The organism is Paracoccus wurundjeri (assembly GCF_030678915.1).
Taxonomy (GTDB): domain Bacteria; phylum Pseudomonadota; class Alphaproteobacteria; order Rhodobacterales; family Rhodobacteraceae; genus Paracoccus; species Paracoccus onubensis_A.
Window position 1 is genome coordinate 175,546 of sequence record NZ_JAUUTZ010000001.1, and the last position, 12,992, is coordinate 188,537.

General features: G+C 59.5%; 18 protein-coding genes. 10 read left to right on the forward strand and 8 right to left on the reverse strand.

The genetic code is table 11. The features are described 5' to 3' along the window. Positions 1 to 69: 69 nt before the first annotated feature. The gene (locus tag Q0601_RS00970; RefSeq protein ID WP_305286169.1) at positions 70 to 723 is read right to left on the reverse strand and encodes an ABC transporter ATP-binding protein; all 654 of its coding nucleotides are present in this window, start codon (positions 721 to 723) and stop codon (positions 70 to 72) included. Between the two features lie 152 nt (positions 724 to 875). Here Q0601_RS00970 and Q0601_RS00975 point away from each other — a divergent pair, with 152 nt between their 5' ends. Both Q0601_RS00975 and Q0601_RS00980 read left to right on the forward strand, forming a co-directional pair. Next, the gene (locus tag Q0601_RS00975; RefSeq protein WP_305286171.1) at positions 876 to 1,457 is read left to right on the forward strand and encodes a uracil-DNA glycosylase family protein; all 582 of its coding nucleotides are present in this window, start codon (positions 876 to 878) and stop codon (positions 1,455 to 1,457) included. Positions 1,458 to 1,582: 125 nt separating this feature from the next. Beyond that, a complete protein-coding gene (locus tag Q0601_RS00980; protein WP_305286174.1) occupies positions 1,583 to 1,756 on the forward strand; it encodes a hypothetical protein in 174 nt (57 codons plus the stop codon). Positions 1,757 to 1,763: 7 nt separating this feature from the next. On the opposite strand, the gene Q0601_RS00985 is transcribed toward Q0601_RS00980, so the two are convergent. Further along, the gene (locus tag Q0601_RS00985) at positions 1,764 to 2,363 is read right to left on the reverse strand and encodes an HNH endonuclease (protein WP_119746280.1); all 600 of its coding nucleotides are present in this window, start codon (positions 2,361 to 2,363) and stop codon (positions 1,764 to 1,766) included. A 184-nt stretch (positions 2,364 to 2,547) separates the two neighbouring features. On the opposite strand from Q0601_RS00985, the gene Q0601_RS00990 reads away from it, so the two are divergent. Next, complete coding sequence (locus Q0601_RS00990) at positions 2,548 to 2,982, forward strand: VOC family protein (RefSeq protein WP_305286183.1); 435 nt, start codon at positions 2,548 to 2,550, stop codon at positions 2,980 to 2,982. A gap of 41 nt (positions 2,983 to 3,023) precedes the next feature. Here Q0601_RS00990 and Q0601_RS00995 read toward each other — a convergent pair whose 3' ends face one another. From Q0601_RS00995 to Q0601_RS01005, 3 genes are read right to left on the reverse strand one after another with little or no spacing between them, the layout of a single operon-like run. Next, positions 3,024 to 3,680 carry an alpha/beta hydrolase gene (locus Q0601_RS00995; protein ID WP_305286185.1) on the reverse strand — a complete coding sequence of 219 codons (657 nt, stop codon included), beginning with the start codon at positions 3,678 to 3,680 and terminating at the stop codon, positions 3,024 to 3,026. Next, positions 3,677 to 4,324, reverse strand: a complete 648-nt coding sequence (locus tag Q0601_RS01000) for a DNA-3-methyladenine glycosylase family protein (RefSeq protein WP_305286187.1) — start codon at positions 4,322 to 4,324, stop codon at positions 3,677 to 3,679. The genes Q0601_RS00995 and Q0601_RS01000 overlap by 4 nt, the downstream gene beginning before the upstream one ends. Then, positions 4,317 to 4,946, reverse strand: a complete 630-nt coding sequence (locus Q0601_RS01005) for a GntR family transcriptional regulator (protein WP_305286188.1) — start codon at positions 4,944 to 4,946, stop codon at positions 4,317 to 4,319. The genes Q0601_RS01000 and Q0601_RS01005 overlap by 8 nt, the downstream gene beginning before the upstream one ends. Positions 4,947 to 5,012: 66 nt before the next feature. On the opposite strand from Q0601_RS01005, the gene Q0601_RS01010 reads away from it, so the two are divergent. The 7 genes from Q0601_RS01010 (at position 5,013) to dxs (ending at position 11,486) form a co-directional block, all read left to right on the forward strand. Continuing rightward, positions 5,013 to 5,693 (forward strand): pyrimidine 5'-nucleotidase, encoded by a 681-nt coding sequence (locus tag Q0601_RS01010; protein ID WP_305286190.1) that lies wholly within the window; start codon positions 5,013 to 5,015, stop codon positions 5,691 to 5,693. A 21-nt stretch (positions 5,694 to 5,714) separates the two neighbouring features. Beyond that, positions 5,715 to 6,923, forward strand: coding sequence for a UbiH/UbiF family hydroxylase (locus tag Q0601_RS01015; protein ID WP_305286192.1), 1,209 nt, complete (start codon positions 5,715 to 5,717; stop codon positions 6,921 to 6,923). Positions 6,924 to 6,938: 15 nt separating this feature from the next. Then, positions 6,939 to 7,454, forward strand: a complete 516-nt coding sequence (locus Q0601_RS01020; RefSeq protein WP_305286193.1) for a DinB family protein — start codon at positions 6,939 to 6,941, stop codon at positions 7,452 to 7,454. A gap of 67 nt (positions 7,455 to 7,521) precedes the next feature. Next, positions 7,522 to 8,442, forward strand: a complete 921-nt coding sequence (locus Q0601_RS01025; protein WP_305286194.1) for a histone deacetylase family protein — start codon at positions 7,522 to 7,524, stop codon at positions 8,440 to 8,442. Next, positions 8,439 to 8,675, forward strand: a complete 237-nt coding sequence (locus Q0601_RS01030; protein ID WP_119746296.1) for an exodeoxyribonuclease VII small subunit — start codon at positions 8,439 to 8,441, stop codon at positions 8,673 to 8,675. Before Q0601_RS01025 ends, Q0601_RS01030 begins: the two co-directional genes overlap by 4 nt. Further along, the gene (locus Q0601_RS01035) at positions 8,675 to 9,538 is read left to right on the forward strand and encodes a polyprenyl synthetase family protein (RefSeq protein WP_305286196.1); all 864 of its coding nucleotides are present in this window, start codon (positions 8,675 to 8,677) and stop codon (positions 9,536 to 9,538) included. The genes Q0601_RS01030 and Q0601_RS01035 overlap by 1 nt, the downstream gene beginning before the upstream one ends. A gap of 22 nt (positions 9,539 to 9,560) precedes the next feature. Further along, complete coding sequence (gene dxs / locus Q0601_RS01040) at positions 9,561 to 11,486, forward strand: 1-deoxy-D-xylulose-5-phosphate synthase (protein WP_305286198.1); 1,926 nt, start codon at positions 9,561 to 9,563, stop codon at positions 11,484 to 11,486. A 2-nt stretch (positions 11,487 to 11,488) separates the two neighbouring features. Here the strand turns inward: dxs and fliP are convergent, their stop codons facing one another. From fliP to Q0601_RS01055, 3 genes are read right to left on the reverse strand one after another with little or no spacing between them, the layout of a single operon-like run. After that, positions 11,489 to 12,229 (reverse strand): flagellar type III secretion system pore protein FliP, encoded by a 741-nt coding sequence (fliP, locus tag Q0601_RS01045; RefSeq protein WP_370656078.1) that lies wholly within the window; start codon positions 12,227 to 12,229, stop codon positions 11,489 to 11,491. After that, positions 12,193 to 12,450 (reverse strand): FliM/FliN family flagellar motor C-terminal domain-containing protein, encoded by a 258-nt coding sequence (locus tag Q0601_RS01050; RefSeq protein WP_305286202.1) that lies wholly within the window; start codon positions 12,448 to 12,450, stop codon positions 12,193 to 12,195. The genes fliP and Q0601_RS01050 overlap by 37 nt, the downstream gene beginning before the upstream one ends. Then, the gene (locus Q0601_RS01055; RefSeq protein ID WP_305286204.1) at positions 12,447 to 12,980 is read right to left on the reverse strand and encodes a hypothetical protein; all 534 of its coding nucleotides are present in this window, start codon (positions 12,978 to 12,980) and stop codon (positions 12,447 to 12,449) included. Before Q0601_RS01055 ends, Q0601_RS01050 begins: the two co-directional genes overlap by 4 nt. Between the last annotated feature and the right edge of the window lie 12 nt (positions 12,981 to 12,992).

Sequence of the window (12,992 nt, forward strand, 5' to 3'; positions counted from 1 at the left end):
TCGGTTTCGGATGGCTTGGTTTCGCCGTCACGGACGGATCCCGGTGCCGAGGCGTGAAATCGTCTCGCTTTAGGCCGAATAGTCATAATACTGTTTTGCCTCTTCAAGGGTCTCAAATCTATATAATTTACCGTGACGCAAGATGGCAGCGGAACGGCAGAATCGTTCAATTGTCTGTGGCTGATGAGAAACGATGATTACGGTCGATTTCCGGAGTCGGTCGTAAAGTACCGATCCAGCCTTTCGGTTGAATTCGACATCCGTCGTATGCGGCATGCCTTCGTCAATCAGGTAAATGTCGAATTCCAGTGCAAGAAGCAATGAAAAGTTGAAACGCTGCTTCATTCCTGCGGAATAGGTTCCGACCGGCATTTCGAAATATTCGTCAATCCCTGTAAGCCAGCGCGTGAATGCTTCGACGTAATCTGGATCAAGTCCGTAAATACGTGCGATGTAACGAGAATTTTCAACTGCAGAGTGTTTATTGTTCACGCCGCCCATGAAGCCGAGCGGAAAGGAAACCCTGCAATTCGACCGGATCGCTCCCTCATCCGGTTTTTCGATACCACACATCATATTGATCAGCGTGGTCTTGCCGGTGCCGTTCGGCGCAAGGATTCCCAGGGAATTGCCAAGCTCTACCCGAAAGGACGCACGGTCCAGAATGACTTTGCGCTGTAGTCCGGTCCAGAAGGACTTGGAGACATTCTCGAATTCCAGCATTGAAGATCCTGGCACCATTTGATTGCCGCCACCGTGGCGGCACGGTGCGGACAATAGGTTCGGACTACCTGCCTGTCCAGCGGACTGCTGGAGATTTGAACTAATAAGAGAAGGTGGCTTTATTTCCTTGGAATTCGGTCTAGATTCGCGACATGTCGTCATTGTCGCAAGAGATTCGAGCCTGCAGGCTGTGCGCGCAGCGCTTTTCCGCCACCGCGACCAGACATGAGCCGCGACCGGTCGTCTGGTTTCGCAGCACTGCCCGACTTCTGATCGCGGGGCAGGCGCCGGGAATGCGAGTGCATGAAAGCGGCCGTCCCTTCACCGACAAATCTGGCGAGCGTTTACGGCAGTGGATGGAGATTGATGAGGAGACTTTCTATGATCGAAGCCGGGTCGCCATCGTGCCGATGGCCTTCTGTTTTCCCGGATATGACAAGAAAGGCTCGGATCTGCCCCCGCCGCCTGTCTGCGCCCGTACATGGCGTCATCGGGTCATGGAGCATCTTCGTCCGCGTCTGACATTGCTGGTCGGGGGGCATGCGATCAGATGGCATCTGGGGGCCGCGAATGTGACCGAGACGGTTCGGACATGGCGGGATCACGCCCCCGGCGTCTTTCCCCTGCCGCATCCATCCTGGCGCAATACGGCCTGGCTGCGCAGGAATCCCTGGTTCGAGGCGGAACTGTTACCCGAACTGCGCAAGGCGGTCTTCGCTGAACTCGACCGATGAGCTATTCGTGGAAACGGGGTCTTTCCCAAGTCGGATCGGGTGCCCGATTTCTTGCCTTTTGGGGGCGTGAGGTCTTTTCATCCGCGTTTATTCGCCCCATATTGAGAGTAAGGAGAGGATACGACATGCCCTTGCCGCACTTTCTTTTGCTTATCTGCACAGTGGTCATGGCGGCTGCCGCCACACTTTGGTTCAGCCTGACCGCTGGTGTTCCGTTACTGACTCTGCTGCTGATTGCGTTGACCGGGGCCGTTCTTCTGCATTTCTCGACAAGAAACGGGCACGATCAGGACGGCTGACGGAAGTTCAGCTTTCCAGTTCGGCATCCCAGTAAAGAAAATCCATCCAGCTTTCATGCAGATGGTTCGGCGGGAAGCGCCGGCCAATGGCATGCATTTCCTCGGGCACGGGCTGGCGCGGCTTGCGGCGCAGGCTCATCCCGCTATGGCGCAGGCTGCGATTCGCCTTGCGCAGATTGCAGGGCGAGCAGGCCGCCACGACGTTTTCCCAGCTGGTAATCCCCCCGCGCGAACGCGGCACGACATGGTCGAAAGTCAACTCACCCTTGGCTCCGCAATACTGGCAGCAGAATTCGTCGCGCAGAAAAAGATTGAAGCGCGTGAATGCCACGCGCTTCTGGGGTCTGACATAATCTTTCAACACGACGACAGAGGGGATTTTGAAGGCTTGCCGCTGACTTCGCACGACCTCCTCATATTCGGCGATGATACTGACCCTTTCCAGAAACACCGCCTTGATGGCTTCCTGCCAGGGCCACAGCGACAGCGGATAATAACTGAGTGGCCGGTAATCCGCGTTCAGAACCAAGGCGGGGTGATGGCGCAGATTGGCCGGTTCCCGTACGAACTGGGTTCGAAATTCCGCGTGATGAGCCTTATCCAGCATCCTTTGGTTCCGCCTGTCTTGCCTCCGCCCGCAAAAGGCGCTTGCGCCGCATTAAACCGACTATATCTCGTGGCTGACGAGTGACAAGCCCCCGGATGTATTCGGCTTGGCGAAGAATTAGTCTGCAAGGATGACAAGGCCATGACAACTTGCCTCGAACCCGAACGAATGGCAGTCTGGCATTATGACTGCATCACCGCCTCCTGTTTTCGGCACGCTGGAAACCGCTCTTTACGCGGATGACCTGCATGCTGCGGAAGATTTCTGGTCCGGCGTCATGGGATTCGAAAAGATTGTCGCCGAAGCCGGACGGCATGTCTTTTTCCGTATTGCGGAAAGCCCCGCTCCGCAGGTGCTTCTGATCTTCCGGCCCGTTGCGTCGGAAAAACCCACCGATCCCGGTGCCAGATTGCCGGTCCCGCCGCATGGAGCGCGTGGCCCCGGCCATTTCTGCCTTGCCGTGGCGCCTGACGCGCTGGATCGTTGGCGCAGTCATCTGGTTGCTCATGGCATTGAAATAGAGGCAGATTTCCTGTGGCCTGACGGCGCCCGTTCGATCTATTTCCGTGATCCTGGGGGTAATTCGATCGAATTGGCCGATCCGCATCTATGGGCGTGATGTTCGCCGGTCGCATGTGATGCGTCCCGGCCGGACAATATTCACTTCCCCAGACGTTCTTTCAGAAAGCCAAGCGCCACCGAAAGCCCGTCCGGCGAAATGCCATGGCCGGTTCCGTTCATCACGTGACCGTAAACCGTGAAATCCGCGCCTTGCAGCGCATCACCCGCGAGCTTCATATCCGCGAAAGGCACCACCGGATCGGCGTCGCCGTGAATGAGCAGCACGGGCGGTTTGACCTTCGCTTCGCTTTCCAGCAATTCGGGGACCAACAAGCGCCCCGAGAAACCGATAATGCCTGCGACCTCGTGGCTCCGGCGTGGCAGGATATGAAGGGCCATCATTGTTCCCTGTGAAAAGCCGATCACAACCATCCTGTCCGCAGTCAGGCCCTCATCGGTCAGCACCTTGTCCAGAAAATCGTTCAGCGATTCAATGGATCGCCCCATTGATTCCCGCGCCTGCTCTTCGGTCGAGCCGTCCATCCACGGAATAGGAAACCATTGATAGCCCGCCGGATTATTCGTGCAGGGCTCTGGCGCGTCGGGTGCATAAAAGGCGGCGCCGGGCAGATGTGGCGCAAGCGGATCGGCAAGCCCCAGCAGATCGGCGCCGTCCGCGCCATAACCATGCAGGAACACGATAACGGAATCTGCGTTTTCGGGGCCCTTGCGGGCGGATTTCAACTCGGTGGTCACCTGATCCCCTCTCGTCCTTTGATCTGGCGGTAATAGGCCCACAGCCCTCTTGCGGCAACCGCACGCCAGGGCCGCCACGCTTCGGCCATTTGCCGCAGCTCTGCCGGGCTGGGACGCGCATCGAGGCCATAGAGCAGTTTTGCCGCTTCCTGCAGGGCCAGATCGCCCGCTGCAAAGACATCTGCCCGGCCAAGTGCGAATTTCAGATAAATTTCCGCCGTCCATTGACCGATTCCCGGCAACGCGACCAATGCCGCTATCGCATCCTTATCGGGAAGTTCGCGCAGCCGTCCCCAATCCGGCTGTGTTTCGGCGATTGCCCGCAAATATCGGATTTTGGGCCGGGATAAGCCGACGGCGCGCATGTCATCGTCGCTTGCCTGCGCGATCCGGTCGGGCAAGGTTAGCCCGGCATGCTCCATCCGCGCCCAGATCGAGGTCGCCGCGGCAACCGATATCTGTTGCGCCACGATTGCGCCTGCAATTGCCTCGAACCCATCGGGACGGCGGCGCAGAGGCAGGGGAGAGAGATCCGGCATGACGCGTGCCCAGACCGGGCAGATGCCGGCAAGCCATGCGGCCCCTTCCGCCAGATCCGCCTCGGTCTCGATGATACGGCCCGGCGGCTGGAGAAGTTCAGCCATGATCCGCCTGGGCTTCCAGTTTCAACCGGGTTTCCCATGCTTTCGAGATATGCTGTCTCAGTTCGGCATCGGCGGCATTGCCGTCGCCGGCGGCGATGGCGTCGACGATTCGCTTGTGCTCGGACAATGCGGTCACGCTGCGGCCCTCTGCCGCAAGCGAGGTTCGCGCCATAAGCGCCATGCTTCGATGCACAAGATCAAGCTGCTGCACCAGATAACGGTTATGCGACGCAAGATGAATCTGCCGGTGAAAGCGGCGGTTCGTGCGTGCCAGTGTTTCCGGATCATCCAGGGATTTCTGATCATCGGCCACCATCTGCGCAAGGACGCGCACTTCTTCAGGCGTCGCATGGCGCGCCGCCAGCCGCCCGGCCAAAGCTTCCAATTCGGCGCGCACGACATAAAGCTCGGCCAATTGATTGTGATCCAGCGAGGCGACAATCAGGCTACGTCCGTCCCGGACCAGCATTTGCTGCGTTTCTAGCCGTTGCAGCGCTTCACGCACGGGGGTTCGTGACACGCCGAAGCGTTCGGCCAGTTCGGATTCAACAAGCCGGTCGCCGGGGCGATAGGTCCCCGATTCAATGGCGGCAAGGATCAAGGTATAGGCATCATCTCTCATGGGGGACACGATTGGCCGACTGAACGGCAATTGCAAGCGCGGTGTCGCCGGGATATGCGTTTGGGCATGGATTTGACCAAAGATTTCACCAATACCGATATCTGGATCTTCGATCTGGACAATACGCTTTACCCGGCCGAGCTGGATCTGTTTGCGCAGATCGAGACGCGGATGGTCGATTTCGTCATGCGTGAGTTTTCGGTCAGTGCAGAAATCGCCAACGGAATGCGGCATGATTACTGGTCCCGCTATGGGACCACGCTTGCCGGGCTGATGGCGGAACATGCCGTTGATCCTTCCGCCTATCTGTCCGAGGTGCATGACATCGATTTTTCGGTTTTGCCGCCCGCGCCGGAACTGGCCGAAGCGATTGCCGCCTTGCCGGGGCGCAAGCTGGTGCATACCAATGGTGATTCCGCCTATGCCGCCAAGGTTCTGGCCGCCCGGCAACTGGATGTCTTCGAAGCGGTTTATGGTGTCGAGGAAACGGCGTTTCATCCCAAGCCCCGGTCCGAGGCTTATGAAGCCGTGATCGCGCAGGCCGGGATCGATCCGCGCCGCGCGGCGTTCTTTGAAGACGACCCGCGCAATCTTGCGGTGCCGCATACGCTTGGCATGCGCACGATTTTAGTCGGGCCGGGGCGCGACGGACCAAACGCGCTTGCCGCGGGGGGCAGGATTGGCGATCATGTCCAACACCGAACCGGCGATCTGACCGTGTTCCTGCGGGACATCGCTTTGGTATAGATCCCTTTGGAAAGGGTGCGGATGAACAGCAAGATCGAAGATATCGACATTCTGGTCTCGGGCGGCGGAATCGCCGGGCTGATTGCCGCAGCAGCCTTTGGAGCCGGGGGCTTTTCGACCCTGTGCGTCGATCCTGCACCCCCGGTTGCCGATGAGGCTGCGGCAGGCGCGGATCTGCGCAGCACTGCCTTTCTGGCGCCTTCGGTGGCGTTTCTCGAACGGATCGGTCTGTGGGAACAACTGGCGCCTTTCGCCACGCCCTTGCAGATCATGCGCATCGTGGATGCCGGTGGCGAACGGTCTGATGCCCGGCTGACCCGCGATTTCGACGCCGCCGAGATCGGCGACAGGCCCTTTGGCTGGAACCTGCCTAACTGGCTTTTGCGTCGTGAAATTCCGGCGCGGCTTCAGGCTTTGCAGACCGTGCGTTTCCAGCCCGGTATAGCGACAGCAGATGTCATCCCCAGAGATGCGGGCGCGATTGTCACGCTGTCTGACGGGCGACGCCTGCGCGCGCGGCTGCTGATCGCGGCTGACGGTCGCAATTCACCCGTCCGGCGGGCCTTGGGAATCAATGTGCGGACATTCCGCTACGGCCAGAAAGCCCTGGCCTTTGCGGTGACGCATGATTTGCCGCATGAGAATATCTCGACCGAGATCCACCGTTCGGGCGGGCCGTTTACGCTGGTTCCCTTGCCGGATCGCGAGGGATTGCCATCCTCGGCGGTCGTCTGGATGGAGAGCGGACGCGAGATTGAGCGGCTGGCTGCGCTTCCACGAGAGGATTTCGCTTATGAACTCAATGCGCGATCAGCCGGGATCCTGGGGCATCTGACACAGGCGACGCCGTTGTCGCAATGGCCGATCATCAGTCAGATCGCTGACCGGTTCAGTGGAACTCGTACAGCCCTGATTGCGGAAGCCGCGCATGTCCTTCCCCCCATCGGCGCGCAAGGGCTGAACATGAGCCTTGCCGATCTGGATGTCCTGACGGAACTTTCGCGCGGCGATCCCGGAAGCCGGGACAGTCTTGAACGCTATGATCGGACCCGTCGCCCCGATGCCTATACCCGGCTTCTGGGTATCGATGCGCTGAATCGCGCCAGTCAGGCCAGTTTCCGCCCGTTGCGGGATCTGCGGGCCATCGCGCTGGGGGGCTTTTACGGCATTGCCCCGGTCAGGCGCATGATGATGCGGGCCGGGCTGGGATTGCGCGGAACCGGAACCTGAGCGGAGGAGGGCGATATGCCCAATCAGGACTATGTTCTGACCATGGCCAGATATAACCGCTGGCAGAACGAAAACCTTCTTGCTGCTACGGATGGGTTGTCCCCTGATGAACGACGCAAGGACAGAGGCGCCTTCTTCGGGTCGATCGAAAGGACTTTTTCACATATCCTGTGGGCCGACATGATGTGGCTGCATCGCTTTAGCGGAACGCCCCGTCCGAAGGGCAGCCTTTCGGACTCGGTCGCTCTGATCGGGGACTGGGATGAATTCCGCCAGTTGCGAGGCCGGCTGGACGGGCAAATTCTGCAATGGGCTCATGATGTGTCGTCGGATTGGTTCGAAGGAAATCTCCGCTGGACCTCTGGCATGGCTCATCGTGAATTTTCCATGCCGCGAAAAACCGTGGTCATGCAGCTTTTCAATCACCAGACCCATCATCGCGGTCAGATACATGCCATGCTGACCGCGGCGGGCGCGCAGCCGGGCGCGACGGATTTACCTTTCATGCCCGAGATTTACGCAAGCGCCTGATGTTTCTTTTGCTCGATGTCGCGATACTCGTCTATGTTCAGTCAACTTCCTTCAAGGGGCCGCTTCGATGACAACTGCCGTATTCACGCATCCCTCTGCCGAAACCCACCTGATGCCCATGGGACATCCCGAGCAGGTGGCGCGTTATGCCGCCGTGATCTCGGCTCTGGATGGTCTTGATCTGCTTTGGCAAGAGGCCGGACTGGCCGATGATTCCGAGATCCTGCGCTGTCATCCGCAACGATATCTGGACCGTATCCGCGCCGCGCTTCCGGATGAGGGGTTTCGGGCACTGGATGCCGATACGCATTTATCGCCAGGCAGTCTCGAGGCCGCCTCGCGTGCGGTCGGCGGGGCCTGCGCGGCTGTGGATGCGGTGTTGGCCGGGCATGTGTCCAACGCATTCCTTGCGATGCGCCCGCCCGGCCATCATGCCGAGCGTGAAACCGCGATGGGATTCTGCCTTTTCGGAACTGCGGCGATTGCGGCGAAGCGGGCATTGGATCATCACGGTCTTGACCGGGTTGCTGTTCTGGATTTCGACGTTCATCACGGCAATGGAACGCAGGATTTGCTATGGGACGAGAAGCGCGCCTTTTTCGCTTCCAGCCATCAGATGCCTTTGTATCCGGGCAGCGGGACGGTCGGTGAAACCGGTGCATATGGGCAGATCATGAATGTACCGCTTCCGCCGGGATCGGGTGGCGAACAGGCCGTTGCGGCATGGCGAACAATTCTGGATCGATGCCGGGATTTCAGGCCGCAACTGGTGCTGATCTCGGCCGGATTTGACTCGCATCGTGACGATCCGCTTGCCCAGCTTGAATGGCGAGAGGCGGATTTCGCAGAGATTACGCATTCGATCTGCGCGATGGCTGCCGAATGCAGTGCGCCGGTGGTATCCTGTCTGGAAGGCGGCTATGATCTGGCCGCTCTGGGGCGGTCGGTCCGCGCCCATGTCGAAGTGATGATGGAGGCCGGAAAATGACCGAGATCGAAAAGCTGTCGTTCGAGGACGCGATGCGCGAACTGGAACAGACCGTCGGCAAGCTGGAAACCGGCGAAGCCACGCTTGAAGAATCGATCAAGCTTTATGAACGCGGCGCCGAATTGCGGCAGCATTGCGAAAAACGGCTGCGCGAAGCTGAAGAACGTGTAGAGAAAATCACGCTTTCCGCGAATGGTCAGCCCACCGGCACGGAACCGGCCGAGCAGCCGTGATGCAAGCCAGATTCGATGAGGTGAAAGCGCAGGTTCAGGCTGCGCTCGATGCCGCAATGGCGGAATTGCCAAAGGGCGAGCTTCGCGATGCGATGGCCTATGCCACCGTTGGCGGCAAACGGGTTCGCGCTTTTCTGGTGATGGAATCGGCGCGGCTGCATGGGTTGGGCGATGACATTGCGCTGCCTGTCGCGACTGCGGTCGAGTTGCTGCATGCCTATAGTCTTGTCCATGACGATCTTCCCGCCATGGATAACGATGATCTGCGCCGCGGGATGCCGACCTGTCATGTGCAATGGTCGGAAGCCACGGCTATTCTTGCCGGCGATGCCCTGCAGTCTCTGGCCTTCCGGTTGCTAAGCGAGGATGCGGTCGGCGACGCCGAGGCGCGGTTGCGGCTGATTCGGGCATTTTCCGATGCGATCGGTGCGCGGGGGATGGTCTGGGGTCAGGCATTGGATATCGCGGCGGAAACCGCACTCGAACCGCTTGATCTGAAAGCGGTAACGAAACTTCAGGCCGCGAAGACGGGGGCACTGATCCGCTTTTCCGCAACTGCCGGACCTTTGATCACGGGGGAGGAACCGCAATATCTGGATGAATATGCCAAGGCACTGGGACTGGCATTTCAGATCGTGGATGACATTCTTGACGTGACGGGTGACGAAGAAGTGACCGGCAAGCGCGTCGGCAAAGACAGTAACGCGGGCAAGGCGACATTCGTGTCATTGCTTGGGCTGGACGGCGCGCAGGCAGAAGCGCGCAGCTATGCTGTAGCTGCGGAAGCTGCACTGAAACGCTATGGCGAAAGCGCAGAGAACTTGCGGGAACTGGCGCGGTTCGTTATCGAACGCGACACCTGAACGCATTGCCGGAGCGCCAGTCATGATAAATCGCCCGCAGACTCCGCTTCTTGACAGGGTCGCCTTGCCGTCGGACCTGAAAGCGTTGACCGATAGCGAATTGCGGCAACTCGCCGATGAGTTGCGAAGCGAAACCGTAAGTGCCGTCAGCGAAACCGGCGGACATCTGGGCGCAGGGCTGGGTGTGGTCGAACTGACCGTGGCGCTGCATGCGGTATTCGATACGCCGCGCGACAAGATCATCTGGGATGTCGGGCATCAATGTTATCCGCACAAGATCCTGACCGGCCGGCGCGACCGGATCCGCAGTTTGCGCATGGGCGGCGGTCTGTCCGGTTTCACCAAGCGCACCGAAAGCCCCTATGATCCCTTTGGCGCGGGACATAGCTCTACCTCGATCTCGGCAGCGCTTGGCTTTGCCATTGCCCGGGAACTGGGGGGAGACCCCGGGGATGCCATTGCGGTGATCGGCGACGGCGCCATGAGCGCGGGCATGGCCTATGAGGCTTTGAACAATGCCGGCGATCTGGGCAAGCGTCTTTTCGTGATCCTGAACGATAACGAGATGTCGATCGCGCCGCCCGTTGGCGCGATGTCGTCCTATCTGACCCGGCTGTATACGGGTGGCCCGTTTCAGGAACTGAAGGCGGCGGCCAAGGGCGCCGTCGGTTTCCTACCCGAAGCTTTGCAAGAGGGTGCGCGCCGGGCGAAAGAAATGCTTAAGGGCATGGCGGTCGGAGGCACTTTGTTCGAGGAACTGGGTTTCTCCTATATCGGGCCGGTGGATGGCCACGATATGGAGCAGCTTCTGCCGCTTCTGCGCACGGTCAAGTCACGGGCGACCGGGCCGGTTCTGATCCATGCGGTGACCAGAAAGGGCAAGGGTTACGCGCCGGCAGAATCCGCTGCGGACCGCGGGCATGCGACGGGAAAATTCGACGTCGTGACCGGGGTTCAGGCAAAGGCGAAATCCAACGCGCCCAGCTATACCTCGGTATTCGCGCGCGCCTTGACGGATCAAGCCAGCCGGGATGACCGGATTGTCGGGATTACGGCCGCGATGCCGGATGGCACTGGTCTTAAACAATTCGCCGAGACCTTTCCCCGCCGCTGTTTCGATGTCGGCATTGCCGAACAGCATGCGGTGACATTCGCCGCCGGTCTGGCGGCAGGTGGGATGAAACCCTTCTGCGCGATTTATTCGACCTTCTTGCAGCGCGGCTATGATCAGGTTGTGCATGACGTCGCGGTGCAGGGCCTGCCGGTTCGTTTCGCTATCGACCGTGCCGGGCTGGTCGGACAGGATGGGCCGACCCATGCCGGGGCTTTCGATATCGCCTATCTCTCGAATCTGCCAGGTTTCGTTGTGATGGCCGCCGCGGATGAGGCCGAATTGACTCATATGGTTGCGACTGCCGCCGCATATGATCAGGGGCCGATTTCGTTCCGTTTTCCGCGCGGCGAAGGCACGGGCGTCGATATGCCTGAACATGGCGAGGTTCTGGAAATCGGCAAGGGCCGGATCATATCCGAGGGGCAGGGGGTTGCCATTCTGTCTTTCGGTACGCGCCTATCCGAAGTTTCGAAGGCATGCGAATCCCTGCGCGCCCGTGGAATCGTGCCAACCGTCGCCGATGCCCGTTTCGCCAAGCCGCTGGACCGGGATTTGATCCTGCAACTCGCGGCGGATCATGGCGCATTGATCACCATCGAAGAGGGCGCGGTCGGGGGCTTTGGCAGCCATGTCGCCCAGCTTCTGGCGGAAGAGGGCATTTTCGACAACGGGCTGAAGTTCCGCTCGATGGTTTTGCCTGATCGTTTCGTCGATCACGATGCGCCTTATGCGATGTATGACAGTTCCGCCCTGAATGCGGCGCATATCGAGGCGAAAGTACTGGACGTGCTGGGCATCGGCGATCTGACGGGACGGCGCGCCGATAACCGCTGATCTTATTGGTAACTACGGACAAGCGCGCCTGCGATCAATGCCCAGCCATCGACTGCCACGAAGAATGCCAGCTTGAATGGCAGTGATACGACGACCGGCGGCACCATCATCATGCCCATGGACATCAGTACCGCCGATACCACCAGATCGATGATCAGAAAGGGCAGGGCGATCAGAAAGCCGATCGCGAATGCCCGCTGAATCTCGGACAGCATGAATGAGGGAACCAGAACCGACAGGCGTTCCGGTCCGGCATCCGGATCCGGAGCGATCTCGGCAAGCTGTAACAGGGTATCCGGGTCCGTCCGGTTTTCCATGAATTGCCGGAACGGTATCACGGCTCGCTGAAAGGCTTCGGCGATCCCGATCTCGCCACGCTGCAAGGGCGCACCGGCGCTTTGCCAGGCTTCGCGCAGAACCGGATCCATGATGAACCATGTCAGGAACAGCGATAGCGCGATGATCAGCATATTGGGAGGAGATTGCTGCAATCCCACGGACTGACGCAGGATCGACAGGACGGTGACGATGAACGGAAAGCAGGTCACCGTCACCAGAATGCCGGGGGCGAGGGACAGTACAGTCATCATCAGCAGGATCAGAACCGAATTCTGACCCAGACTGTCGGCAGCCTGTTGAAACGGCAGTTCTTGCGCAAATGCGCCGGACGGCAGGAGAAGCGCCACGGCGATGGATAACAGCCGCGTCACATTCCCTCCGTCGCGCCGATGATGCGGACGCATAGCCGGTCACCCGGAGAGCCATCGCCGGTCAGCTCGCCGCGTGCGACGACCTTTTCACCGACACAGACCTCAACCCCGTCATCGATGGTCTGGTCCAGTACCAGAATATCCTCTGGCTTCAACGCAGAGAGCTGCGCGACCGTTTGTCTTGTGTGTCCCAGCCGGATGCTGACTTCCAGTTGGATATGATCGGTATCGATCAGGTTTCTCAACTCGTTCATGCTGTCGAATCCTCTGCAATTTCTTCGATCATATTTTTGATTTCATGTATTATTTTCTCATTCGAGAATTCGATATGCCCGCCCGTGAAACTCAGTGAGATACGGTCGGATTCCGCGGCAGCCGTGGCGATTCCCGTTATGCCCGCTTCGGCGATGCAGCTTTTGACCAGGTCGCGCAGCTTGTCGTTACAGGCAATGCGCAGGGATACCGGGTGCGCGTCATTGGCCACGCGGGTCAATTCGGCCGTCAGCGCCCGTTCGATCCGCTGCGAAGCATGAAGCGGCGCAAGCGTGTCAACGATCCCCGAGATCAAAGGGATAAATGCCGCGGTCATTTCCTTTCTGACATCTTGGCGAAACGTCTGGTCTTCGCCGAGTGACTGTGAAACCCGCTCCAGCGCGCCGCAAAGCTGCCGGATATCGTCGTTCCGGGCCTGCTGCTGCCCATCCGCGAACCCCTCTGCCCGCGCGTGATCCAGATCGTCGCGAGTGAATGTCGGTTCCGGCGTAGTCTGCAGTCTCGCCGGCATGAAGGCTTCAAG